This window comes from Streptomyces sp. NPDC017890 (genome assembly GCF_044328675.1).
Classification (GTDB): domain Bacteria; phylum Actinomycetota; class Actinomycetes; order Streptomycetales; family Streptomycetaceae; genus Streptomyces.
Window position 1 is genome coordinate 155,923 of the sequence record NZ_JBIRHU010000018.1, and the last position, 24,292, is coordinate 180,214.

General features: G+C 72.1%; 25 protein-coding genes and 1 tRNA gene. 11 read left to right on the forward strand and 15 right to left on the reverse strand.

Features of this window, described 5'->3' with window-relative positions; translation table 11 throughout:
• A complete protein-coding gene (locus tag ACH4F2_RS24095) occupies positions 1-1,077 on the reverse strand; it encodes an ABC transporter permease (RefSeq protein ID WP_398134796.1) in 1,077 nt (358 codons plus the stop codon).
• Complete coding sequence (locus tag ACH4F2_RS24100; RefSeq protein WP_398134797.1) at positions 1,077-2,099, reverse strand: sugar ABC transporter substrate-binding protein; 1,023 nt, start codon at positions 2,097-2,099, stop codon at positions 1,077-1,079. Before ACH4F2_RS24100 ends, ACH4F2_RS24095 begins: the two co-directional genes overlap by 1 nt.
• Positions 2,100-2,333: 234 nt before the next feature.
• Here ACH4F2_RS24100 and iolC point away from each other — a divergent pair, with 234 nt between their 5' ends.
• From iolC to ACH4F2_RS24125, 5 genes are all read left to right on the forward strand, one after another.
• The gene (gene iolC / locus ACH4F2_RS24105; protein WP_398134798.1) at positions 2,334-3,296 is read left to right on the forward strand and encodes a 5-dehydro-2-deoxygluconokinase; all 963 of its coding nucleotides are present in this window, start codon (positions 2,334-2,336) and stop codon (positions 3,294-3,296) included.
• Positions 3,297-3,309: 13 nt separating this feature from the next.
• Complete coding sequence (locus ACH4F2_RS24110) at positions 3,310-4,197, forward strand: deoxyribose-phosphate aldolase (protein ID WP_398134799.1); 888 nt, start codon at positions 3,310-3,312, stop codon at positions 4,195-4,197.
• A gap of 106 nt (positions 4,198-4,303) precedes the next feature.
• Positions 4,304-5,197, forward strand: coding sequence for a 5-deoxy-glucuronate isomerase (gene iolB / locus ACH4F2_RS24115; RefSeq protein ID WP_398134800.1), 894 nt, complete (start codon positions 4,304-4,306; stop codon positions 5,195-5,197).
• Positions 5,194-7,065, forward strand: a complete 1,872-nt coding sequence (gene iolD / locus ACH4F2_RS24120) for a 3D-(3,5/4)-trihydroxycyclohexane-1,2-dione acylhydrolase (decyclizing) (RefSeq protein ID WP_398134801.1) — start codon at positions 5,194-5,196, stop codon at positions 7,063-7,065. Before iolB ends, iolD begins: the two co-directional genes overlap by 4 nt.
• 30 nt (positions 7,066-7,095) lie before the next feature.
• Complete coding sequence (locus tag ACH4F2_RS24125) at positions 7,096-7,881, forward strand: GntR family transcriptional regulator (protein WP_398134802.1); 786 nt, start codon at positions 7,096-7,098, stop codon at positions 7,879-7,881.
• 24 nt (positions 7,882-7,905) lie between these two features.
• On the opposite strand, the gene ACH4F2_RS24130 is transcribed toward ACH4F2_RS24125, so the two are convergent.
• From ACH4F2_RS24130 to ACH4F2_RS24160, 7 genes are all read right to left on the reverse strand, one after another.
• Positions 7,906-8,892: an aldo/keto reductase gene (locus ACH4F2_RS24130; RefSeq protein ID WP_398134803.1), complete on the reverse strand. Its 987-nt coding sequence runs from the start codon at positions 8,890-8,892 to the stop codon at positions 7,906-7,908.
• Between the two features lie 70 nt (positions 8,893-8,962).
• Positions 8,963-9,700, reverse strand: coding sequence for an NUDIX domain-containing protein (locus ACH4F2_RS24135; protein WP_398134804.1), 738 nt, complete (start codon positions 9,698-9,700; stop codon positions 8,963-8,965).
• A gap of 67 nt (positions 9,701-9,767) precedes the next feature.
• Entirely contained in the window at positions 9,768-10,625 is an 858-nt protein-coding gene (locus ACH4F2_RS24140) for an alpha/beta fold hydrolase (RefSeq protein WP_398134805.1), read from the reverse strand.
• A 4-nt stretch (positions 10,626-10,629) separates the two neighbouring features.
• On the reverse strand, positions 10,630-11,628 hold the full coding sequence (locus ACH4F2_RS24145) for an amidohydrolase family protein (protein ID WP_398134806.1): 999 nt from the start codon (positions 11,626-11,628) through the stop codon (positions 10,630-10,632).
• Positions 11,612-11,824, reverse strand: a complete 213-nt coding sequence (locus ACH4F2_RS24150) for a DUF1427 family protein (RefSeq protein WP_398134807.1) — start codon at positions 11,822-11,824, stop codon at positions 11,612-11,614. The genes ACH4F2_RS24145 and ACH4F2_RS24150 overlap by 17 nt, the downstream gene beginning before the upstream one ends.
• Before the next feature lie 17 nt (positions 11,825-11,841).
• Entirely contained in the window at positions 11,842-11,988 is a 147-nt protein-coding gene (locus ACH4F2_RS24155) for a DUF1427 family protein (protein ID WP_398134808.1), read from the reverse strand.
• A gap of 7 nt (positions 11,989-11,995) precedes the next feature.
• Entirely contained in the window at positions 11,996-12,550 is a 555-nt protein-coding gene (locus ACH4F2_RS24160) for a quercetin 2,3-dioxygenase (protein WP_398134809.1), read from the reverse strand.
• 159 nt (positions 12,551-12,709) lie between these two features.
• Between ACH4F2_RS24160 and ACH4F2_RS24165 the strand changes: the two genes are divergently transcribed.
• Together ACH4F2_RS24165 and ACH4F2_RS24170 are read left to right on the forward strand one after the other, a co-directional pair.
• On the forward strand, positions 12,710-13,153 hold the full coding sequence (locus ACH4F2_RS24165) for a MarR family winged helix-turn-helix transcriptional regulator (RefSeq protein ID WP_398134810.1): 444 nt from the start codon (positions 12,710-12,712) through the stop codon (positions 13,151-13,153).
• On the forward strand, positions 13,150-13,572 hold the full coding sequence (locus ACH4F2_RS24170) for an ankyrin repeat domain-containing protein (protein ID WP_398134811.1): 423 nt from the start codon (positions 13,150-13,152) through the stop codon (positions 13,570-13,572). Before ACH4F2_RS24165 ends, ACH4F2_RS24170 begins: the two co-directional genes overlap by 4 nt.
• Before the next feature lie 133 nt (positions 13,573-13,705).
• Here the strand turns inward: ACH4F2_RS24170 and ACH4F2_RS24175 are convergent, their stop codons facing one another.
• Entirely contained in the window at positions 13,706-14,641 is a 936-nt protein-coding gene (locus ACH4F2_RS24175; protein ID WP_398134812.1) for an adenosine kinase, read from the reverse strand.
• A gap of 173 nt (positions 14,642-14,814) precedes the next feature.
• Positions 14,815-14,888, reverse strand: a tRNA-Pro gene (locus tag ACH4F2_RS24180).
• A 99-nt stretch (positions 14,889-14,987) separates the two neighbouring features.
• Between ACH4F2_RS24180 and ACH4F2_RS24185 the strand changes: the two genes are divergently transcribed.
• The 3 genes from ACH4F2_RS24185 to ACH4F2_RS24195 all read left to right on the forward strand — a co-directional run bounded on the left by ACH4F2_RS24185 (position 14,988) and on the right by ACH4F2_RS24195 (position 18,587).
• Positions 14,988-15,527 carry a DUF309 domain-containing protein gene (locus ACH4F2_RS24185; RefSeq protein WP_398134813.1) on the forward strand — a complete coding sequence of 180 codons (540 nt, stop codon included), beginning with the start codon at positions 14,988-14,990 and terminating at the stop codon, positions 15,525-15,527.
• Between the two features lie 124 nt (positions 15,528-15,651).
• Complete coding sequence (gene cobF, locus ACH4F2_RS24190; protein ID WP_398134814.1) at positions 15,652-16,425, forward strand: precorrin-6A synthase (deacetylating); 774 nt, start codon at positions 15,652-15,654, stop codon at positions 16,423-16,425.
• An 89-nt stretch (positions 16,426-16,514) separates the two neighbouring features.
• A complete protein-coding gene (locus tag ACH4F2_RS24195; protein ID WP_398134815.1) occupies positions 16,515-18,587 on the forward strand; it encodes an MDR family MFS transporter in 2,073 nt (690 codons plus the stop codon).
• Here ACH4F2_RS24195 and ACH4F2_RS24200 read toward each other — a convergent pair.
• From ACH4F2_RS24200 to ACH4F2_RS24215, 4 genes are all read right to left on the reverse strand, one after another.
• Positions 18,574-19,503: a cobalt-precorrin-6A reductase gene (locus tag ACH4F2_RS24200; RefSeq protein WP_398134816.1), complete on the reverse strand. Its 930-nt coding sequence runs from the start codon at positions 19,501-19,503 to the stop codon at positions 18,574-18,576. The genes ACH4F2_RS24195 and ACH4F2_RS24200 overlap by 14 nt on opposite strands.
• Before the next feature lie 20 nt (positions 19,504-19,523).
• Complete coding sequence (locus tag ACH4F2_RS24205) at positions 19,524-20,336, reverse strand: sulfite exporter TauE/SafE family protein (RefSeq protein WP_398134817.1); 813 nt, start codon at positions 20,334-20,336, stop codon at positions 19,524-19,526.
• Between the two features lie 72 nt (positions 20,337-20,408).
• On the reverse strand, positions 20,409-21,938 hold the full coding sequence (locus ACH4F2_RS24210; RefSeq protein WP_398134818.1) for a long-chain fatty acid--CoA ligase: 1,530 nt from the start codon (positions 21,936-21,938) through the stop codon (positions 20,409-20,411).
• Positions 21,939-22,008: 70 nt separating this feature from the next.
• On the reverse strand, positions 22,009-23,196 hold the full coding sequence (locus tag ACH4F2_RS24215) for a thiolase family protein (protein ID WP_398134819.1): 1,188 nt from the start codon (positions 23,194-23,196) through the stop codon (positions 22,009-22,011).
• A 140-nt stretch (positions 23,197-23,336) separates the two neighbouring features.
• Here ACH4F2_RS24215 and ACH4F2_RS24220 point away from each other — a divergent pair, with 140 nt between their 5' ends.
• Positions 23,337-24,146, forward strand: a complete 810-nt coding sequence (locus tag ACH4F2_RS24220; RefSeq protein WP_398134839.1) for a lysophospholipase — start codon at positions 23,337-23,339, stop codon at positions 24,144-24,146.
• Positions 24,147-24,292: the final 146 nt, after the last annotated feature.

Sequence of the window (24,292 nt, forward strand, 5' to 3'; positions counted from 1 at the left end):
TCACCTCCGGGTCGCCGCGCGGCGGACCCACAGATTGATGAGGACGGCGCCGATGAGCATCACGCCGAGGAAGGCCTTGAACCAGTCGGGGTTCCAGCCGGCGTAGACGATGCCCTGGTTCACCATGCCGAACATGAAGGCACCGAAGACCGGGCCGATGGCGGAGCCGTAGCCGCCGGTGAGCAGACAGCCGCCGATCACCGCCGCGGCGATGTAGATCAGCTCCTGGCCGACGCCCTCGCCGGACTGCACGGTGTTGAAGGAGAACAGCTGGTGCATGCCGACGAACCAGGCGCCGAAGCCGACCAGCATGAACAGCGTGATCTTGGTGAAGGTGACGGGGACGCCGACCGCGCGGGCGGATTCCTTGCTGCCGCCGACCGCGAAGATCCAGTTGCCGTACTCGGTGCGCAGCAGCACCCAGGTGGCCAGCGCCGCGAAGATCAGCCACCACACGACCGTGATCTTCACCTGGACGCCGCCGACGTCGAAGGAGGAGGCGAAGAGGGCCTCGGCCTGGTCGAATCCGTCCATGTCGCTGATGTCGTCGGTGGCGACGTTTCCGGTGACCAGCTTGGTGACGGCGAGGTTGACGCCCTGGAGGACCAGGAAGGTGCCGAGCGTCACCAGGAAGCTCGGCAGGCCGGTCCTGACCAGCACCCAGCCGTTGAACGCGCCGATCGCGAGCGAGACCGCGAGGGAGACGATCACGCCCGTCCAGACGTTCATGGTCAGCTGGTAACTGAGCATGCCGGCGGTGAGCGCCGAGGTGACCACGGCGACACCGGCCGAGAGGTCGAACTCGCCGCCGATCATCAGCAGGGCGACGGGCAGCGCCATGATGCCGATCGTGGACGACTGGTACAGCACCGTCGCCATGGAGCCGCCCTCACGGACGGAGGGGGCGGCGATCAGGAAGAACACGAACACGGCGACGGCGCCGAGGAAGACCCCGACCTCGGGCCGGGCGAGCAGCCGCAGCGCCACCGAGCGCTGCCGGGTCCGCCCGTCGGTCTGTCCCGGGCCGGGAGCCGGCGATGTGGTCACCGTCGGGCCGGCCTGCCGGGTCGTGCTCATCACCGGGTGCCCTTCGCGGCGAACTCGGCGACGGCCTTCACGTTGGACTTGTCGACGAAGGCCGGGCCGGTCAGCACCGGCTGCTCACCGCCGCCGCTGTAGTTGCCGTTGTTCTCGTAGAGCCACAGGCCGTCGACGGCCAGGTAGCCCTGGAGGTAGGGCTGCTGGTCGACGGCGAACTCGATGTCGCCCTTCTCTATGGCGCCGGTCAGGTCCTTGTTGAGGTCGAAGGTGGCGACCTTCGCCTTGCTGCCGCCCTCGGCCACCGACTGCACCGCGGTCATGGCAAACGGGGCACCGAGGGTGACGAGGTGGTCGATGTCGCCGTCCTGCTTCAGTTTGGCGGTGACGGTCGACTTCACCGAGGGCATGTCGGTGCCGTTGACGTAGAGGTTCTCGACGGACCCCTCGAAGGTCTTCTTCACGCCGTCGCAGCGCTGGGTCAGGCCGACGTTGCCCTGCTCGTGGATCACGCAGACGGCGTTCCTCGCGCCGTCCTCGTTCAGCCGCTTGCCGAGCGCCTCGCCGGCCACGGTCTCGTCCTGCCCGAAGAACTCCATCAGGCCGAGCTTCTTCCAGTCCGCGAGGCCCGAGTTGAGCCCGACGACGGGTATGCCGGCCTGCTCCGCCTTGCCGAGGACGCTCCTGAGGGCGTCCGGCTTGGCCAGGGTGACGGCGATGCCGTCGACCTTCTGGTCGATCGCGTTCTGCACCAGGTTGGCCTGGTTGCCGGCGTTCGGGTCGGCGGAGTAGACGAGCTTGATGTTGTCCTTGGCGGCGGCGGCCTCGGCGCCCTTGCGGACGATGTCCCAGAAGGTGTCGCCGGGCGCCTGATGGGTGACCAGGGCGACGGTCATCCGGGGGGTGTTCGCCTTGCCCGCGGAGGCACCCGCGTCCCCCTCCTCGTCGGCCTTCTTGCCCCCGGAACTGCTGGAGCAGCCGGCCAGGGTCAGCGCCGCCGCCGCGGCGAGGGCGACGGCGGGGGCGAATCCGCGGGAGCGGGCATGCGAAGAGCGGTCCATCTTTCCTGCACCTCACTGTGCGACTGTGTGATGGGAAGCCGTGTGCCAGACCGGAGGAGAACGGCTGTTGCGCTGGGACCGGATACAAGTCCTTGCGACGCCCGCTGTCAATACTTTGTTAAGACATCATTTCACGAGCTAGTCCGAATGTAAGTACAAAGTATTGACACGTTCGCCCCGGAGTCATACACCTGGGAGGCGGCAGGCCCCCGCCCAGCCCGAGGAGCGTCGCACATGGCCGAGTCAGCCCCGCGTTTCGATCTGATCACGATGGGCCGCATCGGGGTCGATCTCTATCCCCTGCAGACGGGTGTACCCCTGGCAGAGGTCGAGACCTTCGGAAAGTTCCTCGGCGGTTCGGCCGCCAACGTGGCGGTCGCCGCCGCCCGCCTCGGCCGCGCCTCGGCCGTCGTCACCCGCACGGGCGACGACCCGTTCGGCGGCTACCTGCACCGGGCGCTCAAGGAGTTCGGCGTCGACGACCGCTGGGTGACCCCGGTCGCGGCCTATCCGACTCCCGTCACCTTCTGCGAGATCTTCCCGCCGGACGACTTCCCGCTGTACTTCTACCGGCGCCCCAAGGCCCCCGACCTGGAAATCCGCCCTGAGGAGCTGGACCTCGACGCGATCCGCGCCGCCGCCGTCTTCTGGATCACCGGCACGGGGCTGAGCGAGGAGCCGAGCCGTACGGCGACCCTGGCCGCCCTCGCCCACCGCGCGAAGTCCGGCACCACGGTCTTCGACCTGGACTGGCGCCCGATGTTCTGGACCGACCCCGACCAGGCCCGCCCGTACTACGGCGAGGCGCTGCGGCACGCGACCGTCGCCGTCGGCAACCTCGACGAGTGCGAGATCGCCACGGGCGTGCGCGAGCCGCACGCCTGCGCCGAGGCGCTGCTGGCGGCCGGTGTGGAACTGGCCGTCGTCAAACAGGGCCCCGACGGCGTCCTCGCCGTGCACCGCGACGGCCGGACCGCCGAGGTGGAGCCGGTGCTCGTCGAAGTGGTCAACGGCCTCGGCGCGGGCGACGCCTTCGGCGGCTCGCTCTGCCACGGCCTGCTCTCCGGCTGGGAGCTGGAGCGGACCATGCGGTACGCCAACGCGGCCGGCGCCCTCGTCGCCTCCCGTCTCGCCTGCTCGTCCGCGATGCCCACCGAGGCGGAGGTCGACGGCCTCCTCGCGCGAGCCACTCCCTGAACGGAGCTTCGTCTTGTCCCTCAGCATTCCCGACCTCACCGCGGTCAGAGCCCGGCACCCGGAGGCGATCGCCCGGGCGGCGGCCCGCCGGGTACGCCGTCCGCTGATCGGCGGCTCCGGCCGCCTGATGATCGTGGCCGCCGACCATCCGGCGCGCGGCGCGCTCGGTGTCGGCGACCGCCGGCTCGCCATGGCCAACCGGGCCGACCTGCTGGAACGCCTGTGCACCGCGCTGTCCCGGCCCGGCGTCGACGGGGTGCTCGCCACCGCCGACGTGCTGGAGGACCTGCTGCTGCTCGGGGTGCTGGAGAACAAGGTCGTCATGGGCTCGATGAACCGCGGCGGCCTCGCGGGCGCCGCCTTCGAGATGGACGACCGCTTCACCGGCCACCGCGCCGAGGACATCGCCCGCCTCCGCTTCGACGCGGGCAAGCTGCTGCTGCGCATCGACTACGGCGACCCCGGCTCGCTGGCCACCATGGAGTCCACCGCCCGCGCGGTCGACGCCATGGCCGCACGCGAACTGCCCGTGTTCGTCGAGCCGTTCATCTCCCGCCGCGTCGAGGGCCGGGTCCGCAACGACCTGTCCGCCGAGGCCGTCACCCGGTCCGTCGCCATCGCCTCGGGGCTGGGCGGCACCTCCGCCTACACCTGGCTGAAACTGCCCGTCACCCACGACCCGGACGACATGGGCGAGGTCCTGGAGACCTCCACACTGCCCGCCGTCCTGCTCGGCGGTGACATAGGGGGCTCCCCCGCGGACCAGGCCGCCGCCTACGAACGCTGGCGCAAGGTGCTCAGACTGCCCACCGTGCAGGGCATGGTCGTCGGCCGCTCGCTGCTCTACCCGGCCGAGGGCAGCGTGGAACAGGCGGTGGACACGGCCGTCGGACTGCTGTGACAGCGCCCGTCGGGACAGCGCCCGACGTTGCATCGCCTGTTGGGACAGCACCTGGTGTCGAAGCGCCTGTCGTCGCATCGCCGGATGGGACAGAGAAGAGGATCCGATGACGTGTCACCTTTCCGCGGGCAAGGCCGCGAACGGCCCGTACGCCGTGGACGTCACCCCGGAGGTGGCCGGCTGGGGCCATGCCGGCCTGCGCGTCCTGCACCTGCCGCCCGGCGGCAGCCACACCTTCGACAGCGGCGACAGCGAGTGGATCGTCCTCCCGCTCAGCGGCGGCTGCACGGTCGCCACGGCCGACGACTTCGGCCAGGACACCTTCGGACTCACCGGTCGTGACAGCGTGTTCAGCGGCGTCAGCGACTTCGCGTACGTGCCGCGCGACGCCCGTACGACGGTGACCTCGGCCGGCGGCGGCCGGTTCGCCCTCACCGGCGCCCGCTGCACCCGCCGCCTGCCCGCCCGCTACGGACCGGCGTCATCGGTGCCGGTGGAGCTGCGGGGCACGGGAACCTGTTCCCGCCAGGTCAACAACTTCGGAGCCGCCGGGGTCCTGGAGTGCGACAAGCTCATCGCGGTCGAGGTGATCACCCCGGGCGGCAACTGGTCCTCCTTCCCGCCGCACAAGCACGACGAGCACCGCCCCGGCGAGGAGTCGGTGCTGGAGGAGATCTACTACTTCGAGTTCGCCGGCCACGAAGGCACCCCCGGCCTCGGCTACCAGCGGGTCTCCCCGTCCGGTCAGGGGCGGGGCACGGACGTGCTGGCCGAAGTACGTGACGGGGACGTGGTGCTGATTCCCGACGGCTGGCACGGGCCGTCGATGGCCGTCCCCGGCCACCACATGTACTACCTCAACGTCATGGCCGGCCCGGAGGCCGAACGCGCCTGGCTGATCTGCGACCATCCCGACCACGCCTGGATCCGCGGCACCTGGCCCGGGCAGCCCGTCGATCCCCGACTCCCCCTGTACACCGCACCGGAGAGGTCCGCATGAGCGCCGCCACCCGCCGACTGACCACCGCCCAGGCCCTGGTGCGCTTCCTGGCCGCCCAGCACACCGAACGCGACGGCGTACGACGCCGCCTGATCAGCGGCACCTGGGGCATCTTCGGCCACGGCAACGTGGCCGGCCTCGGCCAGGCGCTCGTCGAGTACGCCGATGTCATGCCGTACCACCAGGGCCGCAACGAACAGGCCATGGTCCACGCGGCCGTCGGCCACGCCCGGCAGCTGAACCGCCTGTCCGCGCAGGCGGTGACGACGTCCATCGGCCCCGGTGCCACCAACCTGGTCACCGGCGCGGCCCTCGCCACGATCAACCGCCTGCCCGTCCTCCTGCTCCCCGGCGACTACTTCGCCTCGCACGCCGCCGACCCGCTGCTCCAGCAGCTGGAGCATCCGGTCGAGGCCGACGTGTCCGTGAACGACACCCTGCGCCCCGTGTCCCGGTACTTCGACCGCGTCACCCGTCCCGAGGCGCTCATCGCCTCCGCGCTCCAGGCGATGCGTGTACTCAGCGACCCGGCCGAGACCGGCGCGGTCACCCTCGCGCTGCCCCAGGACGTGCAGGCGGAGGCGTACGACTGGCCCGAGGGGTTCTTCGCCGACCGTGTCTGGCGCGTACGGCGCCCGGCGCCCGACCCGGCGGAACTGGCCGAGGCCGTGCGGTTGATCCGCGCCGCCGGACGGCCGCTGATCGTGGCGGGCGGCGGCGTCCACCACAGCGAGGCCGAGGACGCGCTGAAGGCGCTGGTGGACGCCACCGGCATCCCCGTCGCCTCCACCCAGGCCGGCAAGGGCGCGCTGCGCCACGACCATCCGGCCGACCTCGGCGCCATCGGCCACACCGGCACCGTCGTCAGCGACGACCTCGCCCGCACCGCGGACCTGGTGATCGGCGTCGGCACCCGGTACACGGACTTCACCACTGCCTCCGGCACCCTCTTCCGGCATCCGCACGTCCGCTTCCTGAACCTCAACATCACCGCCTTCGACGCCCACAAGCTCGCCGCCCGCACCCTGGTCTGCGACGCGCGGGCGGGGCTCACGGCGCTGGTGGACGCGTTGCCCGGCCACCGGGTGGACGCGTCGTACGAGACCGAGTACCGGGCGGGCAAGGCGCGTTGGGACGAGAGGGTGGAGGCTGCCCTTCGCGCCGACGACGACAGTGCCGTGCCGACCCAGACACAGGTGCTGGGCGCGCTGGACGCGGTCGTCGGCGACGAGGACGTGGTGATCAACGCGGCCGGTTCGCTCCCCGGCGACCTGCACAAGCTGTGGCGGGCCCGCTCCCCGCGCCAGTACCACCTGGAGTACGGCTACTCCTGCATGGGCTACGAGATCCCGGCCGCGATCGGCGTCCAGCAGGCCGCGCCCGGCACGCCGGTGTGGGCGCTGGTCGGCGACGGCACCTACCTGATGAACCCGACGGAGATCGTCACGGCCGTCCAGGAGAACCTGCCGGTCAAGCTGGTCCTGGTGCAGAACCACGGCTACGCGTCCATCGGCGGCCTCTCGGAGTCGGTGGGCGCCGAGCGTTTCGGTACCGCGTACCGCCACCGGGTGGCCGACGGCGCCTTCACCGGGGCCCCGCTCCCCGTCGACCTGGCCGCCAACGCGGCCAGCCTCGGCATGGACGTACTGCGCGCCAAGACGGTGCGGGAACTGCGCGAGGCCCTGCGGGCGGCCCGCTCGTCGGACCGTCCGACGTGCGTGTACGTGGAGACCGACCCGGCGCCGACCGCTCCCCCGGCCGCGGCCTGGTGGGATGTGCCGGTGGCCGAGGTGTCCGGCCGAGAGCCCGCCACCGACGCCCGCGCCGCGTACGAACGCGCCGTCACCGACCGCCGCCGCCACCTCTGACACCCGTCGCCCACGCAAGGAGGTACGTCCATGGCGAGAACCGGCGACCCCGCACGTGCCGTGACCACCCCCGCGCTCAGCGCCCTGGACCTCGCCCTGGACCGGGCCAGTCCGGTGCCGCTGTACCACCAGCTCGCCCGGCAGTTGGAAGCGGCGATCGAGCAGGGCGTCCTCGCCCCGGGCGATCTGCTGGGCAACGAGGTCGGCTTCTCCGTCCGCCTCGGCCTGTCCCGGCCGACCGTCCGCCAGGCCATCCAGTCCCTGGTCGACAAGGGACTCCTGGTCCGGCGGCGCGGGGTCGGCACACAGGTGGTGCACAGCCAGGTCAAGCGCCCCATGGAGCTGAGCAGTCTCTACGACGACCTGGAGGCGGCCGGGCAGGGGCCCACCACGCGGGTGGTGCGCAACGAGGCCCTGCCCGCCTCCGCCGGCGTGGCGGCGGCCCTCCGCATGGCGGAGGGTGGCGAGGTCACCGTCCTGGAGCGGCTGCGGCTCACCCACGGCCGGCCGGTGGCGCTGCTGTGCAACTACCTGCCGTCGGCCCTGCTGGACCTCGACGGCGCCCGGCTGGAGTCGACCGGCCTGTACCGGATGATGCGCGCGTCCGGCATCACCCTGCACAGCGCCCGCCAGACGGTGGGCGCCCGCTCGGCCACCCGCGAGGAGGCGGACCGCCTGGACGAGAAGGAGGGCGCCGCGCTGCTGACCATGACGCGCACGGCGTACGACGACACCGGGCGGCCGGTCGAGTACGGGACGCACATATACCGCGCGTCCCGGTACGCGTTCGACTTCCAGCTGCTGGTCAGGTCGTGACGCCGGTCAGTGGACCTCGTCAGTTCAGTGAACCTCGTCCAGCCGGGTCCGCTGCTCCGGGTTGAGCTCCAGGTCCACGGCGGCCAGGTTCTCCTCCAGCTGCGCCACCGACGACGCCCCGGCCAGCGGGACGATGGGCAGCTCGGCGCCGATCTGCCAGGCGAGGACGACCTGGTTGACGCTCGCGCCGGTCTCCTTGGCGACGTCGCGCAGCACCGCGAGCCGGGCGGGGGTGCCCGGGTGGTCGTAGTCCGGGGGCAAGGGCTTGTCCTCGCGGACGTAGGCCCCGGTCAGCAGGGGTGAGTAGGCGACCAGGGTCAGGGTGGGCTCGGCCCGCAGGTAGCCGAGCAGTTCGGGGCCGGCGTGGCCGAGGCTGCCGTCCCGGAAGAGGTCGCTGGGCACGTCGGAGCGGGGCCGCAGGTGGCTGTGCTGGTACTGGAGCACCTCGTAGCCGGGCAGTCCGGCCGCGGCGGCGAGCGCCCGGGCCCGTTCCACGCGCCAGATCGCCTGGTTGCTGACGCCGAGCAGTCCGACCGTGCCCTCCGCGACCAGTTCCCCGAATCCCTCGACGGTCTCGCGCTGCGGCACGGTGTGGTCGTCGATGTGTGCGTACAGCAGATCGAGCTTGTCGACGCCGAGCCGCTCCCGGCTGCGCTCGGCGGCCTCGCGGATCATCTTGGCCGACAGGCCCTCCGGGTTGTCGGTGTAGCTGGTGCCGGGGGCGAGCGGGCGGGCGCCGAGCTTGGTGGCGATGACGATCTCGTCACCGATGCCGCGGCTGCGCCGCCAGCGGCCGAGGAGTTCCTCGCTCTGACCGCCCTGGCCGCCATCGGTCCAGAAGGCGTAGTTGTCGGACGTGTCGATGAAGTTCCCGCCTGCCTCGACGAAGCGGTCGAGGACGGCGAAGGAGGTCTTCTCGTCGGTCAGCGAGCCGAACAGCATCGCGCCGAGCGCGAGCACGCTCACCTCACGGCGGTGGGCCGGATCGGTGCCGATGGTGCGGTACTTCATGGTGGTCCTCCCCTTCGCGCCCGGTCGTCCGGGCACGAGGGGGAGTCTTCAGCTTGAAGTGCACTTCAAGTCAAGTGTCGCGAGTGTCTTCGCGGATGTCTTTCCTGGTGTCCTTTCTCGTGTCTTCCCGAGTGTCTTCCCGGAGAGGGCGGGCGAAGGGGCCCTCCAGCGCGGCCCACTGGAGCAGCATGATGGTCTTGGCGTCGGCGATCTCGCCGGTACGGATCATTTCCAGGGCCCGGCCGAAGGGCAGTTCGAGGGTCTCGATGTCCTCGCCCTCCTCGTCCAGGCCACCGCCCTCGTGGGTGCGGGTGGCGGGGCCGTAGGCGGCGGCGTAGAAGCTGACGCGTTCGGTGACCGAGCCGGGGCTCATGTAGACGTCGAAGACGTGCCGGACCTCGCCGACGGTGTGCCCGGTCTCCTCGACGACCTCGCGCCGCACGGCGACCTCGGGGTGCTCGTCCTCGTCGTCGAGCAGCCCGCCGGGGGTCTCGATCAGCATGCCGTCGGGGTGGCCGTTGACGTAGACGGGGAGGCGGAACTGACGGGTGAGCAGCACGGTTCCGCGTTCAGTGTCGTGGAGCAGCACGGTGGCGCCGTTGCCGCGGTCGTGGGTCTCGCGCTCCTGGGTGCTCCAGGTGCCGTCGGCACGCTGGAGGTCGAAGGTCGTGGTGCGTTCGACGTACCAGTGACTGGAGAGGAGCCGTACGTCCCGGACCCTGACCCGGGGGTTGCCGGTCAGGTCCCGGCCCGTCCGGTCGAGTCCGGTGCGGCCCCGGCGGTCCGGGGTGTCGATGCCGGCGGTCATCGGCGGCCGCCGGGTCGGGTGTCCTTCGCGGGCACGGCATGGGGCAAGTTGGTCATGCCCGCTTCTATCACCCGGTCCGGTCGCGTACGAAGTCGAGGGAGGTGGTGAAGCAGTCCTCCACGTCCTGTTCGGTCGCACCGATCCACAGGTGGTCGGCGCCGGGGACGGCCCGGAAGGCGGTCTCCGTGCCCGCCGCGCGCAGTGCCGAGGCGAGTGCCTCTCCCTGGGCGACGGGGATGATCGTGTCCTCGGCTCCGTGGAGGATCAGGAACGGCGGGGCGCCGGGCGCGACGCGGGTGAGCGGGCTGGCGGCGCGGGCCCGGTCCGGGGCGTCGGCGGCGGGGGCGCCGAGGAGTGCCGCCTCGGGGGTGTGCGGGGGTGCGGCGGTGAGGTCGGTGGGGCCGTACCAGACGACGCAGCCGCGCACGGCGGCCGGGGCGGCGGTCAGGGCGAGGAGTGCGGCGAGGTGGCCGCCCGCGGACTCGCCCCAGGCGATGACGCGGTCCGCGTCGACGCCGAGTTCGGCGGCGCGGGTACGCAGCCAGGCCAGCGCCGCCGCCAGGTCGTCCAGTGGGGCCGGGAAGAGGGCTTCGCCGCTGAGCCGGTAGTCGGGGCAGGCGACGGCGTACCCGGCCCGGACGAGGCGGGCGAATGGGCCGGGCCGCCAGTCGCGGAAGCGTGGGCCGAGGTCGTCACGCAGTCCGGTGCGCCACGCGCCGCCGTGGACGAAGAGGATCACGGGCGGCGGGCCGGCGGCCGGCTCCTCGGGGAGCCACAGGTCGAGTGCCAGGGGCCGGCTGCCGTCGCGGACGGCGTACGGGACGGCGCGCAGGAGCCGTACGCCGTCCGCGGGGTGCGCGGCGGTCGGCAGGGGCAGCTCCGCGGGGTCGGGCGGGGCGAGGAACGGGGCGAGTTCGAAGTGCACGGGCTCACTTCCCGGGTGTGCGGGGCGGGTGGCCGGCGAGGCGGGGCAGCAGCCGGTGCGCGTTGGCCGTCGTCAGGGACCGCCAGTCGGTCGCGCCCGACGGCGCCGGGGCCGCGTCGACGGAGGCGATGTGGGCGTCCACGCCGTGCGCCGGGGTCCAGCAGTAGTCGCTGCCGTACAGGAGCCGGTCCGGCTCGACGAGTCCGAGCAGCGCGGGGACCTGACGCGGGAAGGCGGGGCCGGCCATGTCGTAGTGCAGGCGGCGCAGTTGTCGCACCGCGTCGGGGGCGCCGTTCTCGCTGGGCGGCAGGAAGAGTTTCATGAAGCCGTTGATGCGGTCGGCGAGGGCGGGCAGCGCTCCACCGCAGTGCGGGACGATCACCTCGAGGCCGGGGTGGCGTTCCAGGGTGCCGGCCATGAGCAGGTCGGTGACGGTGCGGGCGGTGTCGAAGACGAACTCGACCATGGGACGCGGCCGTCCGAGCGCCGATCTCTCCCAGCAGACGGGGGAGGTCGGGTGCAGGAAGGCGACCGCGCGGCGGCGGCCGAGCTCGGCGAGGACGGGCTCCAGCCGCGCGTCGCCCAGATACACCCCGTGGGTGTTGGTCTCCAGCACCACTCCGTCCGCGCCGAGTTCGTCGAAGGCGTACGAGATCTCCGCGAGGGCGCCGTCCACGTCCGGCAGCGGCAGGGAGGCGAAGAAACCGAAGCGGCCGGGGTGTTCGGCGGCTGTCCGGGCGGCGTCCTCGTTGACCTCGCGGGCGAGGCGGCGGGCGGCCGTGTCGTCGCCGAAGTGCACGCCGGGCGACGAGACGGAGAGGATCGAGGTGCGGATGCCGTTTCCGTCCATCAGCTCCAGGTGCGCTTCGGCGGACCAGGAGGGCCAGGAGGGCACACCGTCGGGCAGTTCGTGACCGGCGGCCTTCGCCTGCCGTACGTAGGAGTCGGTGACGAAGTGGGCGTGGACGTCGACGAGGCCGGGTCCTTCAGTGGGGGCGGTCATGTGACTCTTCCTTCCGGGTGTGGTTTTCCGACGCGGCCGCACGGTCGCGCAGCCGGGTGACGGCGCGCTCGCCCAGCACGATGCCGAGCAGTCCGGTCAGGCCGATCATCGGCGGGGCGGGTGAGGTGAGGCCGAGGGCCCAGTAGACGGCCCCCATCAGCAGCCCGGCCAGCAGACTCACGACGGGGCCGCGCACGCGGGCGAGTACGGACCTCACAGCGACCCCAGCAGAGCCTGGCCCACGAGCATCCCGAGCAGGCCGAACAGGGCGACCGGCGGAGGCGCCGGGGACCTCACCTTCAGGACGGCGTAGAGCGCGCCCACGAGAGCGCCGGCGAGCAGCGCCCATACGTACGCCATGGCTCTCTCAGCTTTCCGTTCGCCACTGGTGGTCGGGCAGGAAGGTCACGTCGTACTGCTGCGGCACGGTGCCGAACTTGTGCGGCTCCGGTACGAACGGCCGCTTGGGCAGGCCGAGTTCGTCGGTCTCGGTGCCGAGGGTCTCGAAGAACCGCTCGAAGGTGCCGCCGGGACCGGCCGCGACGCCGACGATCTGGCTGTGGTGGCGCTCGATGCGGTAGGCGTGCGGGCAGTTCTTCGGCACGAAGCCGAAGTCTCCGACGGTGAGCAGCTTCTCCTGCTGCTCACCCTCGAGGTCCTCGACGAAGAGCCGGACGGCGCCCTGGGTGACGAAGAAGACCTCGTAGGTGTCCGGGTGGGAGTGGGCCGGGATGATGTCGCCCTTGGGGCCGTCGCAGGTGAAGAAGTTGAAGGTGTTCTCGGTCTGCGGTCCGCCCGCGTAGATCGTGAACAGGTCGCCGAAGAGATGGGCGCGGTCACCCATGCCCTTCTCGATGAAGTACGGCTTGCCGGGGTCGGCGGGGATGAGTGAGTGGGAACGCCTGGCGAATTCGATGGTCATGGGAAGCCTCCGCTCGACTGAACAGTCAGGTTACCTGACGTTTGGCTGACTGTCAGGCTACCTGACATTGAGAGATGGCGGCAACCCTTGGCCCGGGAAAAGGAGGAAACGCCTGACGGAGCTGCCCGTATGCTCGGAGCCGGAGGAACCCGAGGAGACATGACGGAAACCGCACAGAACATGCCGTTGCTGCTGGCCGGCGCCAAGCGCTGGTTCGACGAGGCGCTGATGGCGAGCATGCGGGCAGCCGGCGAGCAGCCGCTGACCAGCGCCCAGGGCCAGGTCTTCGCCCTGCTGGACGCGGAGGGCACCACGGTCGCCGAGCTCGCCCGGCGCCTCGGCGTCGCCCGTCAGACCGCCCACCAGGCCGTGCACGGGCTGGTGGCGCTGGGCCTGCTGGAACAGGTGCCGGATCCCACCTCGGCGCGCAACCGCCTGATCCGCATCACCACGGAGGGCACCCGCGTCCACCGCCGCGCCCAGGCAACCCTCGACGTCATCGAGAGCGTCCTGGCCGACCGCATCGGCGCCGCGCGGGCCACGGCACTGCGCACCGCCCTGACCCTGGAGCGCGGCGAGCCGCCGGTCGTGGAGGCCCCGTGAACAGGCGACGGCACAAGAAACTGTCCAGCCGTCTCGTCAATGCCTCACTGGTCGGCGACATCGAGCGGGTGAGAGCGGCGCTACGGGCCGGAGCGCCGGCCGAGACGGCCGACACCGGGGGCAGTACGCCGCTCTACCTGGCCTCCGTGAACGGAGCCGCCGACATCGTCCGCCTGCTGCTGGCGGCCGGCGCCTCACCCGACACGGAGAGCGGGATCGGCTCGGAGGGCACGCCCCTGTGCGGGGCGTCCTGCTGGGGCCACACCGAGGCGGTACGGGCACTCCTCGAACACGGCGCCGACCCGAACCTCCGGGAGGACCACGGCACCGGCCGGTCCCCGCTGGAGTGGGCGACGAGAGGACCGCACCCCGAGACGGCCGACCTGCTGATCGCCGCGGGGGCGCACGACCCACTCTGAGATCCGTCAGGTGGTCCGTCAGGACCGTCAGGACCGTCAGGACCGCCGGGTCCATCGGGTCCGTCGGGCACAGCGGGCCTGACTGCCGCCCTCCGGTACGTGGGCCTCGGTCCTGCTCATCCGCGCGCCCCCGTCAGCCGTGCGCCCCGACACTCTGTCCGACGGCGTCCGGCTCGGCCGCGCGGGCGAGGAGTTCGTCACGCCCGAGGGCGTCGGCGCGCGTCGACGGCACCGTGCAGGCATGGGCGCCGGCGATGGTTCCGTACCGCGCGCAGCGCAGCGGATCCGCACCCTCCAGCCAGCCGAGCAGGAAGCCGGAGGCGAAGGCGTCGCCCGCACCGTTGGAGTCCACCACGGGAGCGGGGGGAGCGACGGCGGGCACGTGGGAGAGGTCGCCCTCGACGAGCAGGTAGGCGCCCTCGGCCCCGGCGGTGGCCACGACGATCCGGGCCCGGCCGCGCGCGGCGATGTCCCGCATGGTGTGCTCCGGGTCGGCCAGGGCGGTGGTGGACAGGAAGACCAGGTCCGCGGCGAGCGCGAACGGCTCGTGGTACGGGTTGACGCCGTCCCAGTCGTGCAGGTCCGTCGAGACGGTGACCGCGGCCTCGCGCAGCACCGGCAGGGCGTACGCGCACGGGTGGGTGATCACCACGTGGGCGTGCCGGCTCGCGGCGGCGAGGGCGCGCACGGTCTCCTCGGGCAGCCGGTCGGTCTCCTGGCTGCGGGTGTTGTCGTACAGGGACAGCCGCCGCCCGTCGGGACCGACCAGGTTGACCGCGCGCTTGGTGCCCGCCGCGGAGTGCACCTCGGTGAACGGGATCCCCCGGTCCCGGTGCAGGGCGCGCACCAGGTCACCCTCGGGGTCGGCGCCGACGACGTCGATGTGGTGGGTGCGCAGCCCCAGGGCGCTGACGCCGAGCGCGACGAAGTCCCCGCTCTGGCCGGCGCGGGTCACGATGCCCGGCTGGATCATGTAGCTGTCCGCGTAGGGGAGCGGCAGCTCCGGGACGTGGACGATGGTGTCCACGCCCGCGCCGCCCAGGACGAGGACGTCGGTCTCGGTGGTCATGGGAGTCGGCTCGTTCCTCTCGCTTCGAGAGGGCGAGTCAAGCAGCCGTCCGCACGGTCGGCAATGACTTTCTGCATGTTTCTGCAAGCAATTGCGGTCCGAATCGGTCCCAGAAACGGCCAAGAGGCTGTATCGAAACCTCCGATACAGCCTCCGACCTGCTACTCAGCAAGTCGGGACGACAGGATTTGAACCTGCGACCCCTTGACCCCCAGTCAAGTGCGCTACCAAGCTGCGCCACGTCCCGGCGTGGTCACACGCGGCGAACCGCGCGATCACGCGTAGAGAACTTTACCTCACCCCCCGGGCCACTCCCGCGCGGGCACGGGCGAGGGACAATCGGCCCATGGACAGCCCTGCCGACAGCTCCCGACACAGCACAGCCTCGGTCCGCCCGGTGGACGCGCGCGACCGCGACGGGGAGGGGCGCGCGCGTAACGCCCGGCCGCGGGACGGGCTCGGTCGTCCCCTGCCGTACGGCGCGGACGGCGTCCCCCGCCAGCCGGAGGGCGTCGTACGAGCCCCCGGGGAGACGGTCGCCGAGGCGCAGCGGCTGCTGGACGCGGGGCAGCCGTTCCACGCGCACGAGGTGTTCGAGGACGCCTGGAAGTCGGGCCCTGAGGAGGAACGGGAGCTGTGGCGGGGGATGGCCCAGCTGGCCGTGGGGCTCACGCACGCGGCCCGCGGCAATGTCACCGGCGGGGCGAGGCTGCTGCGGCGCGGGGCCCGGGCGGTGACGGAATGGGCGGCTTCGGCGTCCGGACAGGACCGTCCTCACGGGATGGATCTGGGGCGGCTCGCCGGGTGGGCCCGGGAACTGGCGGAGGACGTGGAGGGCGGCGCGCCCGTGGACGCGGGGGTGCGGGCGCCTCGACTGCGGGGCTGAGAGCCGCCCGGTAGCGGAATCGCGGCGTGCCCGGCCGCAGTGTCGACCGGCCGCAGCAGCGAGAAGAGCCCCCTGAGGCGAGCCCGGCCGGGGCGTTGTCAGTGGCGTACGGCAGACTCGGGGCGTGCGGAAGATTCATGTGATCGGTATCGGCGCGGGCGACCCCGACCAGCTGACCCTGCAGGCGGTCCGGGCGCTGCGGAGCACGGACGTGTTCTTCGTCCTGGACAAGGGCGAGGTGAAGGCCGACCTGGTGCGGCTGCGCCTCGACATGCTGGAGACGCACATACCGGAGGGGACGTACCGGATCGTCGAGGCCCGCGACCCCGAGCGGGACCGGAGCGCGGGCGGCTCGGCGTACTCCCCCGCCGTCGGGGACTGGCGCAGTGCCCGCGCCGGCATCTACGAGCGGCTGATCGCCGAGGAACTCGGCGAGGACCAGAGCGGTGCGTTCCTGGTGTGGGGCGACCCCGCGCTGTACGACAGCACGCTGGGCATCCTGGAGGAGATCGCGGAGCGCGGCGCGGTGGCGTTCGAGTACGACGTCGTGCCCGGCATCAGCAGCGTCTCCTCGCTGGTCGCCCGGCACCGGACCGGGCTGAACCGGGTGGCGCGGCCGGTGCAGATCACCACCGGGCGGCGACTCGCCGAGGGCTTCCCCGAGGGTGTGGACGACGTCGTGGTGATGCTCGACGCCCACCAGACCTTCCGGCAGTACGCGGACCAGGACATCGACATCTACTGGGGCGCCTACATAGGCACCCCGGACGAGATCCTCGCCTCCGGCCCGATCGCCGAGGCCGCGCCCCGCATCGAGCGGCTGCGTGCCGAGGCCCGGGAGCGCAAGGGCTGGATCATGGACACGTATCTGCTGCGGCGCAACCCCGGCGACGGCTGACCGGACCGACCGCCCAGCCGGAGCGGCGGCTGTACCCGGGCGGACCGTCACCGCATGCGTGGCCGGTGCACCGGTGTGATCGTGACCGTGTGACAGTCGCCGAGGAAACGCCACGGAACGCCGCCACCCAGCCGCCCGTGCTGGACAAGCGCCGCCGCAACGTCGTCTTCGTCACGATCATGCTGGGCATGCTGCTGGCGGCCCTGGACCAGACCATCGTCGGGACCGCGCTGCCGACGATCGTGTCGGACCTGGGTGGCGGCGAGCACATGTCGTGGGTGGTGACCTCGTACCTGCTCGCGGAGACCGTGGCGACGGTGCTGGTCGGCAAGTTCGGCGACATGTTCGGCCGCAAGGTCGTCTTCCAGGTCTCGGCGATCGTGTTCATCACGGGCTCGTTCCTGTGCGGGCTGGCGACGAGCATGCCGCTGCTGATCGTCTGGCGGGCGATGCAGGGCATCGGCGCGGGCGGGCTGATGGTCACGTCGATGGCGCTGATCGCGGACGTCATCCCCCTGCGGGAGCGCGGCAAGTACCAGGGCGCCATCGGCGCGGTGTTCGGGGTGGCGACGGTCATCGGGCCGCTGTTGGGCGGGCTGTTCACCGACCACCTGTCCTGGCGCTGGGCGTTCTACGTCAACGTGCCCATCGCGGTCGTCGTCGTCATCGCGGCCGCCCGCACCATCCCGGTGGTGAAGTCGGCCGCCCGGCCCGTCATCGACTACCTGGGCATCGCGCTGGTCGCGGTCGGCGCGAGCGCGCTGATCCTGGCGACGAGCTGGGGCGGCAACGAGTACGCGTGGGGCTCGGCCGTCATCATCGGCCTGTTCGCGGGCGGGCTGATCGCACTCGGGCTGTTCTGCTGGGTGGAGACCCAGGCGGCCGAACCGATGCTGCCGATGCGGCTGTTCCACAACCCGGTGTTCACGGTCTGCTCGATCCTCAGCTTCATCGTCGGCTTCGCGATGCTCGGCGCGCTGACGTATCTGCCGACCTACCTGCAGTACGTCGACGGCGACTCGGCCACCGTCTCGGGCGTGCGGACACTGCCGATGGTGGCCGGGCTGCTGATCGCGTCGGTCTTCAGCGGCAGCGTGGTCAGCAAGACAGGGCGGTACCGGCTGTTCCCGATCGTGGGAACCCTGGTGATGGGCGTCGGCCTGTATCTGATGTCGCTCATGGACCCGTCCACGGGCGCCTGGCTGGAGTCGCTGTACATGTTCGTGCTCGGCACGGGCATCGGCCTGTCCATGCAGGTGCTGACCATCGCCGTGCAGAACACCGTCGACTACGCCGACCTCGGCACCGCCACCTCCGGCGTCACCTTCTTCCGCACGCTGGGCAGTTCCTTCGGCACCGCGGTCTTCGGCACGATCTACGCCAACTCCCTCGGCCCCAACCTGCGGGACGGCGTCTTGGCCGCCACGGCGACCGGCGCCGCCGATCCGGACGTGATCGGCGGGGCGGCGACCAGTCCGGAGGGCGTGCACCGGCTGCCGCCGGACGCGTCGGCGCCGGTCATCGGCGCGTACGCGGACACCATCCAGACCGTGTTCCTGTGGACGGTGCCGGTCGCGGCGCTCGGCCTCCTCGTAGCCCTGTTCCTCAAGCAGGTCGAACTGCGGGACAGCGCCCGCATGAGCTCCACCGACATGGGCGAGGGCTTTGCCTCACCGCACGACGCCAGCAGCAGGCGTGCGCTGGAGGCCGCCGTCGGCAGGATCATCGGCAGTACGGAGCTGGACACCGCCCGCCGGATCATCGAGGACAGCGACACCCGGCTCGACGTCGCCGGCGCCTGGGCCGTCATGCAGGTCGAGCTGTTCACCCGACTGGTCGGGCACGCCAGCCTCGGCCTGATCGCCGCCCGCCGCCGGATGCCGCCCGAGGTTCTGCTGCCGGTCTTCGACCGCATGGTCGAGGAGGGCTACCTGACCCGCCACGGCTCCCTGCTCTCCCACACCGACGCGGGCGTCCGCGAGGCGCTGGTCATCGGTCGGGCCTGGACCGCCTGGCTGGAGGACCGGGTGGAGCAGGACGTCGGCCGCCCCTCGGACACGGAACTGCGCACCGCGCTCGACTCCATCGCGAAGCGCCTGCTGGTCGAGGACCTGGGCAACGGCCTGCCGGGCCGCGTGCGGCAGCCGGTCACGGTCCGCTGAGGCCCGGACGGTCACAGGCCCCCTGAGGCCCGGACGGTCCCAGTCCGCACAGGCCCAGACGCTCCAGTACCGCCGGTACGTCGGGCACCACCGGCACCCCCATCGGCAGCGGGGGCCTGCTGACCATCACCACCGGCAGCACCAGCTCCCGGGCGGCCGTGAGCTTGGCCGCGGTGGCCGCTCCCCCGCTGTCCTTGGTCACCAGTACGTCGATGCGGTGATCGCGCAGGAGGGCCGTCTCGTCGGCCACCGTGAACGGGCCACGGGCCAGCACGACACGGGTGTCCGGCGGGAGGGGCGGCTCGGGGGACTCCACCGAGCGGACGACGAAGTGGAGGCCGGTCAGGTGCGCGAAAGCGGCCAGGCCCAGGCGGCCGGTGGTCAGGAACACGCGGCGGCCGAGGCTCGGGAGCCGGTCGGCCGCCTCGGCGAGGGAGGCGACCGGATGCCAGTGGTCGCCGGGGCCGGCCTGCCAGCCGGGGCGGCGCAGGATCACCGCGGGGATGCCGGTGGCCGACGCGGCGCGGACCGCGTTGGCCGTGATCGTCTCGGCGAAGGGATGGGTCGCGTCGACGAGGGCGTCCACGTGTTGCTCGCGCAGCCAGGCGGCCAGCCCTTCCGGTCCGCCGAAGCCGCCGATCCGTACCTCACCGGCAAGGGAGCCCGGCCGGGTCACGCGACCCGCGAGGGAGGTGGTGACGCGGACACCGGGACACGCGGTCAGGTCGGCCGCCAGCCGACGGGCCTCGGTGGTACCGCCGAGGATCAGCACGTGCGGGGACGGGCGGGACAGGTGCGGGCTGAACGTCGGGGCCGGACTGGACGGCGGGGCCGGACTGGACGGCGGGGCCGGACTGGACGGCGGGGGCGGGCTGGACGGCGGGGGCGGGCTGGACGGCGGGACCGGACGGGGCATGCCGTCGAGGCTACGCATCGTCAGGGCAGGAGGAGCTGGAGCCCCCCGATCACCGTCGCCGCGATCACCAACCGCTCGAACAGGCGTTGGTTGATCCGGTTCACAGCCCATTTGCCGATGAAGGCGCCGGGCACCACGAAGACCACGAGTGCGGCGTCAAGGAGCAGCGAGCGGCCGTCGATCAGGCCGAGGCCGGCGCTGAAGGGCAGCTTGGAGACGTTCACGATCAGGAAGAAGAAGGCCGACGTGCCCAGGAAACCGAGTTTCTTGAAGCCCGCGGAGAGCAGGTACATCGACATCACCGGGCCGCCCGCGTTGGCGACCATCGTGGTGAAGCCGCCGAGGACCCCGTACGAGCGGGCCTTCACGCGGCCGGGCCGCGAGGTGATCCCGTCCGGCTGCCCGGTCCGCCGCTCGGCCGACCGCTCGTCCCGCCGTCCGGCCACCGCGTCGTCCTGCCGTCGGCGCCACACCGTCACCCCGGCCATGAGCAGCAGGATCGCGCCGATCGAGGTCCGTACGATCGCGTCGTCGGCCCACACCAGGAAGACGGTGCCCGCGACCACGCCGACCCCCACCGCCGGGAACAGCCGCCACAGCGTGGGCCAGTGCGCGTGGCGCCGGTAGGTGAGGACGGCCAGGATGTCACCGGCGATCAGGACCGGCAGGAGGATGCCGGTGGAGGCGCGGGCGGGCAGGACCGCCGCGAAGATCGCGAGGCTGACCGTGTTGGCCCCGCTCACGGCGGTCTTGGAGAAGCCGACGAGGAAGGCGGCGAAGGCGAGCGCTGCGAATTCCCAGCCGGTGAGGTGCCAGAGCGTCATGGTGTCCATTGCGGACACTGATGCTATGCGCACCTGATCGATACCCGTAAGCACCGTCTCGCCAGTTGATCCTTGCGGTTCTTACGCGCCCTGCGACCCCTGGCCGCCGGTGTACCGCACCCGCAGCTCCCGCTTCAGCACCTTCATGCTCGGGCCCAGCGGCAGCTCGTCCGCGAACTCCACGCAGCGCGGGTACTTGTACCTGCCGAGGTACTGCTTGGACCACTCGGTGACCTCGGCGGCGTCCGGCGTCGCGTCCGGGGCGGGGACGACGACGGCGCACACCTCCTCGCCGTGGAGTTCGTCCGGAAGGCCGATGACGGCGACCTGCGCGACGCCGGGGTGGCGCATCAGCACCTCCTCGACCTCCCGCGGATAGACGTTGTAACCGCCGCGGATGATGACGTCCTTCTTCCGGTCGACGATCCTGAGGAACCCCTCGTCGTCCTTGGTGCCGAGGTCCCCGGTGCGGAACCAGCCGTCGACGAGCGCCTCGGCGGTGGCCTCGGGGCGGCCCAGGTAGCCGGAGAAGACGTTGTGGCCGCGCACGACGACCTCGCCCAGCTCGTCGGGCGGCAGCAGTTCGATGGTGTCCTCGACCTCCGCGCGGGCGATCTCCACGTCCACGCCCCACAGGGGGTGGCCGATCGTGCCGGGTTTGGCGCCGAACACCGGCTGGTTCACGGCCGCCGCCGGGGAGGTCTCCGACAGCCCGTACCCCTCGTAGATCTTGGCCCCGAAGGCCTCCTCGAACCGCTCCAGCACGGCGACCGGCAGCGAGGCTCCGCCGGAGACGCACACCCGCAGGCCGGGCAGGGCGTCGGCACCGGCCGCCGCGGCGGCGAGGGCGACGAACATGGTCGGCACCCCGTGGAAGGTGTTGACCTGCTCCTTCACCATCAGCTCGATCGCGCGCGCCGCGTCGAAGCGGGGCAGCAGGACGAGGGTGGCGCCCGCCCGCCAGGTGGAGTTCAGGGAGACGGTCTGGCCGAAGGCGTGGAACAGCGGCAGGGCGCCGAGCGCGACGTCGTCGGGCCGTATGTCGTTGGCGTCGAAGGCGTTGACGGTCGCGTTCATCACGAGGTTGAAGTGGCTGAGCACGGCGCCCTTGGGGACGCCGGTGGTACCGCTGGTGTAGAAGACGACGGCAGGGTCGTCGGCGTCGCGGGTGACGTACGAGGGCAGGGGCTCGGCGTCGGCCGCGAGCTTGTCGAGCTCGTCGCCGAGGGTGATCACCCGTACGCCCGCCTCCCGCGCGGCGGCCGCGCCGGTTGCCGCCTGCGCCGGGTGGCACAGCAGCAGGGTGGCGCCACTGTCGCGCAGGACGTGCTCGACCTCGGCCGGGGACAGCAGCAGGTGAACCGGTACGACGACGCCGCCGGTCGCGGCGATCGCGTAGTACGCCAGGGGGAAGTCGGCGGTGTTCGGCGCCATCAGCGCGATCCGGTCCCCCGGCCGGACACCGAGGCCGGTGAGGGCGCCGGCCTGGGCCCGGGACCGCTGCCACACTTCGGCGAAGGTGAGCCGCAGGTCGCCCTCGACCAGTGCCTCCTTGTCGGGACGGCGCCGGGCGTTCTCGGCGAGTACGGCGGCGACGGAGAGGGTTGCCATGGGGTGTTGCTCCGTTTCCTTTTCCTTGCTGCGGCTCTGCGGAGGGTGGTGGTCTACGGCCGGCCGGCCCCTAGTGCCGTTCGACGAGCACCGCGCTGCCCTGCCCCACGCCGACGCACATGGTGGCGAGTCCGCGGGCAGCTCCGGTGCGCCGCATGCGGTGGAGCAGGGTGGTGAGGATGCGGGCGCCTGAGCAGCCGAGCGGGTGGCCGAGCGCGATGGCGCCGCCGTAGGGGTTGACCAGGCCGGGGTCGATGCCGAGCTGGTCCACACAGGCGAGGGCCTGGGCCGCGAACGCCTCGTTGAACTCGGCCTCCGCGAGGTCGTCGACGCTCCATCCGGCGCGGGCGAGGACCTTGCGGGTGGCGGGGACCGGGCCGATGCCCATGACGTCCGGGTGGACGCCGGCCGAGCCGCCGGCGACATAGCGGCCGAGGGACTCCAGGCCCAGGTCGTTCAAGGCCTCCTCGCTGACCAGGAGGAGGCCGGCGGCGCCGTCGTTCATCGGGGAGGCGTTGCCCGCGGTGACCGTGCCGCCGGGGCGGAAGACCGGCTTCAGGCGGGCGAGCTTCTCGACGGAGGTGTCCTCGCGGACGCACTCGTCGGTGTCGACGACCACGCCGTCGGGGCGCGCGACGGGGAGCAGTTCGTCGTCGAAGTGGCCGCATCTTCGGGCCTCGGCGGCCAGGCGGTGGCTGCGCAGGGCGAACTCGTCCTGGCGTTCGCGCGAGACGCCGTACCGCTCGGCGACCTCCTCGGCGGTCTCCCCCATGGCCAGCAGGCCGTGCAGGTCCTTCATCGCCGGGTTGACCAGGCGCCAGCCGAGCCTGGTGTCGGCGGTCTCGATGCGGTGCGGCAGGGCCTCGTCGGGGCGGGGCAGCACGAAGGGGGCGCGGCTCATCGACTCCGAGCCGCCCGCGAGCACGATGTCGGCCTCGCCGGCGGCGATGGTGCGGGCGGCGGTGGTCACGGCCTCCAGGCCGGAGGCGCACAGCCGGTTCACCGTGGCGCCGGGCACGGACTCGGGCAGGCCGGCGAGCAGGGCGGCCATGCGGGCGACGTTGCGGTTGTCCTCGCCCGCCTGGTTCGCGGCGCCCCAGTAGACGTCGTCGACGCGGGCCGGGTCGAGCGCGGGCACGTCGGCGACCAGGCCCCGGATCACGGCGGCGGCGAGGTCGTCGGGCCGCACGGTGGACAGGGCGCCGCGCAGCTTGCCGATCGGGGTGCGGCGGGCGGCCGCGAAGTGGACGGGACGCACGAGGGGAACTCCTGACCGTCACTCGGTCGCCGGGCGGCGAGCGAACACTTAATTAGCACTGCTAGTTTTGGACTATAGACCTCCGGACGGCTCCCTGGGAAGATCCTCCGGTGACCTTCACCGACGCAGCTGGAGGAGACATGGCCGAGGCCCGCGAACACGTCCTGACCGGGACCCGGGGACGGCTCACCACCCGCGAGTGGCCCGCCGAGCGGCCCACGTACATGGCACTGCTGGTACACGGCTACGGGGAGCACATCGGCCGATACGAAGAGGTGGCCGGCGTCCTGACGGAGCACGGTGCGGCCGTGTACGGCGTCGACCACGCCGGACACGGACGGTCGGACGGCGAACGGGTGCTGATCGAGGACTTCGAGGACGTGGTCACCGATGTGCACGCCGTGGCCGGGCGGGCCCGCACGGCACACCCGGGCCTTCCGGTCGTCATGGTGGGGCACTCCATGGGCGGCCTGATCGCCTCCCGCTACGCCCAGCGCCACCCCGGCGAGCTGACCGCGCTGGTGCTGTCCGGACCGGTCATCGGCGACTGGGAGCTGCCGCGCCGGCTCCTCGCCCTGGACGAGATCCCCGACACCCCGATCAGCCCGGCCTCGCTCTCCCGGGACCCGGCGGTCGGCGCGGCGTACGCTGCGGACCCGCTGGTATGGCACGGCCCGATGAAGCGGCCGACGCTGGAGGCGTTCGTACGGACCCTGGAGACCGTGGCCAAGGGTGGTGACGTCGGCCGGCTCCCGCTGCTGTGGGCGCACGGCGACGACGACCGGCTGGTGCCGCTGCCCGGCAGCCGCGTCGGCGTCGAACAGCTCAGCGGCGGTGACCTGACCGAGCGGGTCTACCCGGGAGCCCGGCACGAGATCTTCAACGAGACGAACCGCGCGGAGGTGTTCGCCGACGTCACCCGCTTCCTGGACGGCGTGCTCGCCCGCTGAACGGCCGGGGGCGTTCAGCGGGCCGGCGCCCCGGCGGGGGCGTTCGATCCTGCTCCCCCAGCCGGGACGTTCGACCCTGCTTCCCCAGCCGGGACGTTCGTGCCTGGCGCCCCGGCGGGAAGGTTCGTCCCTGACGCCCCAGCCGG

Excerpts from the sequence above, each read along its gene's own strand:
- ACH4F2_RS24095 (WP_398134796.1), bottom strand. The coding sequence starts at position 1,077 with ATGAGCACGACCCGGCAGGCCGGCCCGACGGTGACCACATCGCCGGCT.
- ACH4F2_RS24100 (WP_398134797.1), bottom strand. The coding sequence starts at position 2,099 with ATGGACCGCTCTTCGCATGCCCGCTCCCGCGGATTCGCCCCCGCCGTC.
- iolC (WP_398134798.1), top strand. The coding sequence starts at position 2,334 with ATGGCCGAGTCAGCCCCGCGTTTCGATCTGATCACGATGGGCCGCATC.
- iolB (WP_398134800.1), top strand. The coding sequence starts at position 4,304 with ATGACGTGTCACCTTTCCGCGGGCAAGGCCGCGAACGGCCCGTACGCC.
- iolD (WP_398134801.1), top strand. The coding sequence starts at position 5,194 with ATGAGCGCCGCCACCCGCCGACTGACCACCGCCCAGGCCCTGGTGCGC.
- ACH4F2_RS24125 (WP_398134802.1), top strand. The coding sequence starts at position 7,096 with ATGGCGAGAACCGGCGACCCCGCACGTGCCGTGACCACCCCCGCGCTC.
- ACH4F2_RS24130 (WP_398134803.1), bottom strand. The coding sequence starts at position 8,892 with ATGAAGTACCGCACCATCGGCACCGATCCGGCCCACCGCCGTGAGGTG.
- ACH4F2_RS24135 (WP_398134804.1), bottom strand. The coding sequence starts at position 9,700 with ATGACCGCCGGCATCGACACCCCGGACCGCCGGGGCCGCACCGGACTC.
- ACH4F2_RS24145 (WP_398134806.1), bottom strand. The coding sequence starts at position 11,628 with ATGACCGCCCCCACTGAAGGACCCGGCCTCGTCGACGTCCACGCCCAC.
- ACH4F2_RS24155 (WP_398134808.1), bottom strand. The coding sequence starts at position 11,988 with ATGGCGTACGTATGGGCGCTGCTCGCCGGCGCTCTCGTGGGCGCGCTC.
- ACH4F2_RS24160 (WP_398134809.1), bottom strand. The coding sequence starts at position 12,550 with ATGACCATCGAATTCGCCAGGCGTTCCCACTCACTCATCCCCGCCGAC.
- ACH4F2_RS24165 (WP_398134810.1), top strand. The coding sequence starts at position 12,710 with ATGACGGAAACCGCACAGAACATGCCGTTGCTGCTGGCCGGCGCCAAG.
- ACH4F2_RS24175 (WP_398134812.1), bottom strand. The coding sequence starts at position 14,641 with ATGACCACCGAGACCGACGTCCTCGTCCTGGGCGGCGCGGGCGTGGAC.
- ACH4F2_RS24185 (WP_398134813.1), top strand. The coding sequence starts at position 14,988 with ATGGACAGCCCTGCCGACAGCTCCCGACACAGCACAGCCTCGGTCCGC.
- ACH4F2_RS24200 (WP_398134816.1), bottom strand. The coding sequence starts at position 19,503 with ATGCCCCGTCCGGTCCCGCCGTCCAGCCCGCCCCCGCCGTCCAGCCCG.
- ACH4F2_RS24205 (WP_398134817.1), bottom strand. The coding sequence starts at position 20,336 with ATGGACACCATGACGCTCTGGCACCTCACCGGCTGGGAATTCGCAGCG.
- ACH4F2_RS24210 (WP_398134818.1), bottom strand. The coding sequence starts at position 21,938 with ATGGCAACCCTCTCCGTCGCCGCCGTACTCGCCGAGAACGCCCGGCGC.
- ACH4F2_RS24220 (WP_398134839.1), top strand. The coding sequence starts at position 23,337 with ATGGCCGAGGCCCGCGAACACGTCCTGACCGGGACCCGGGGACGGCTC.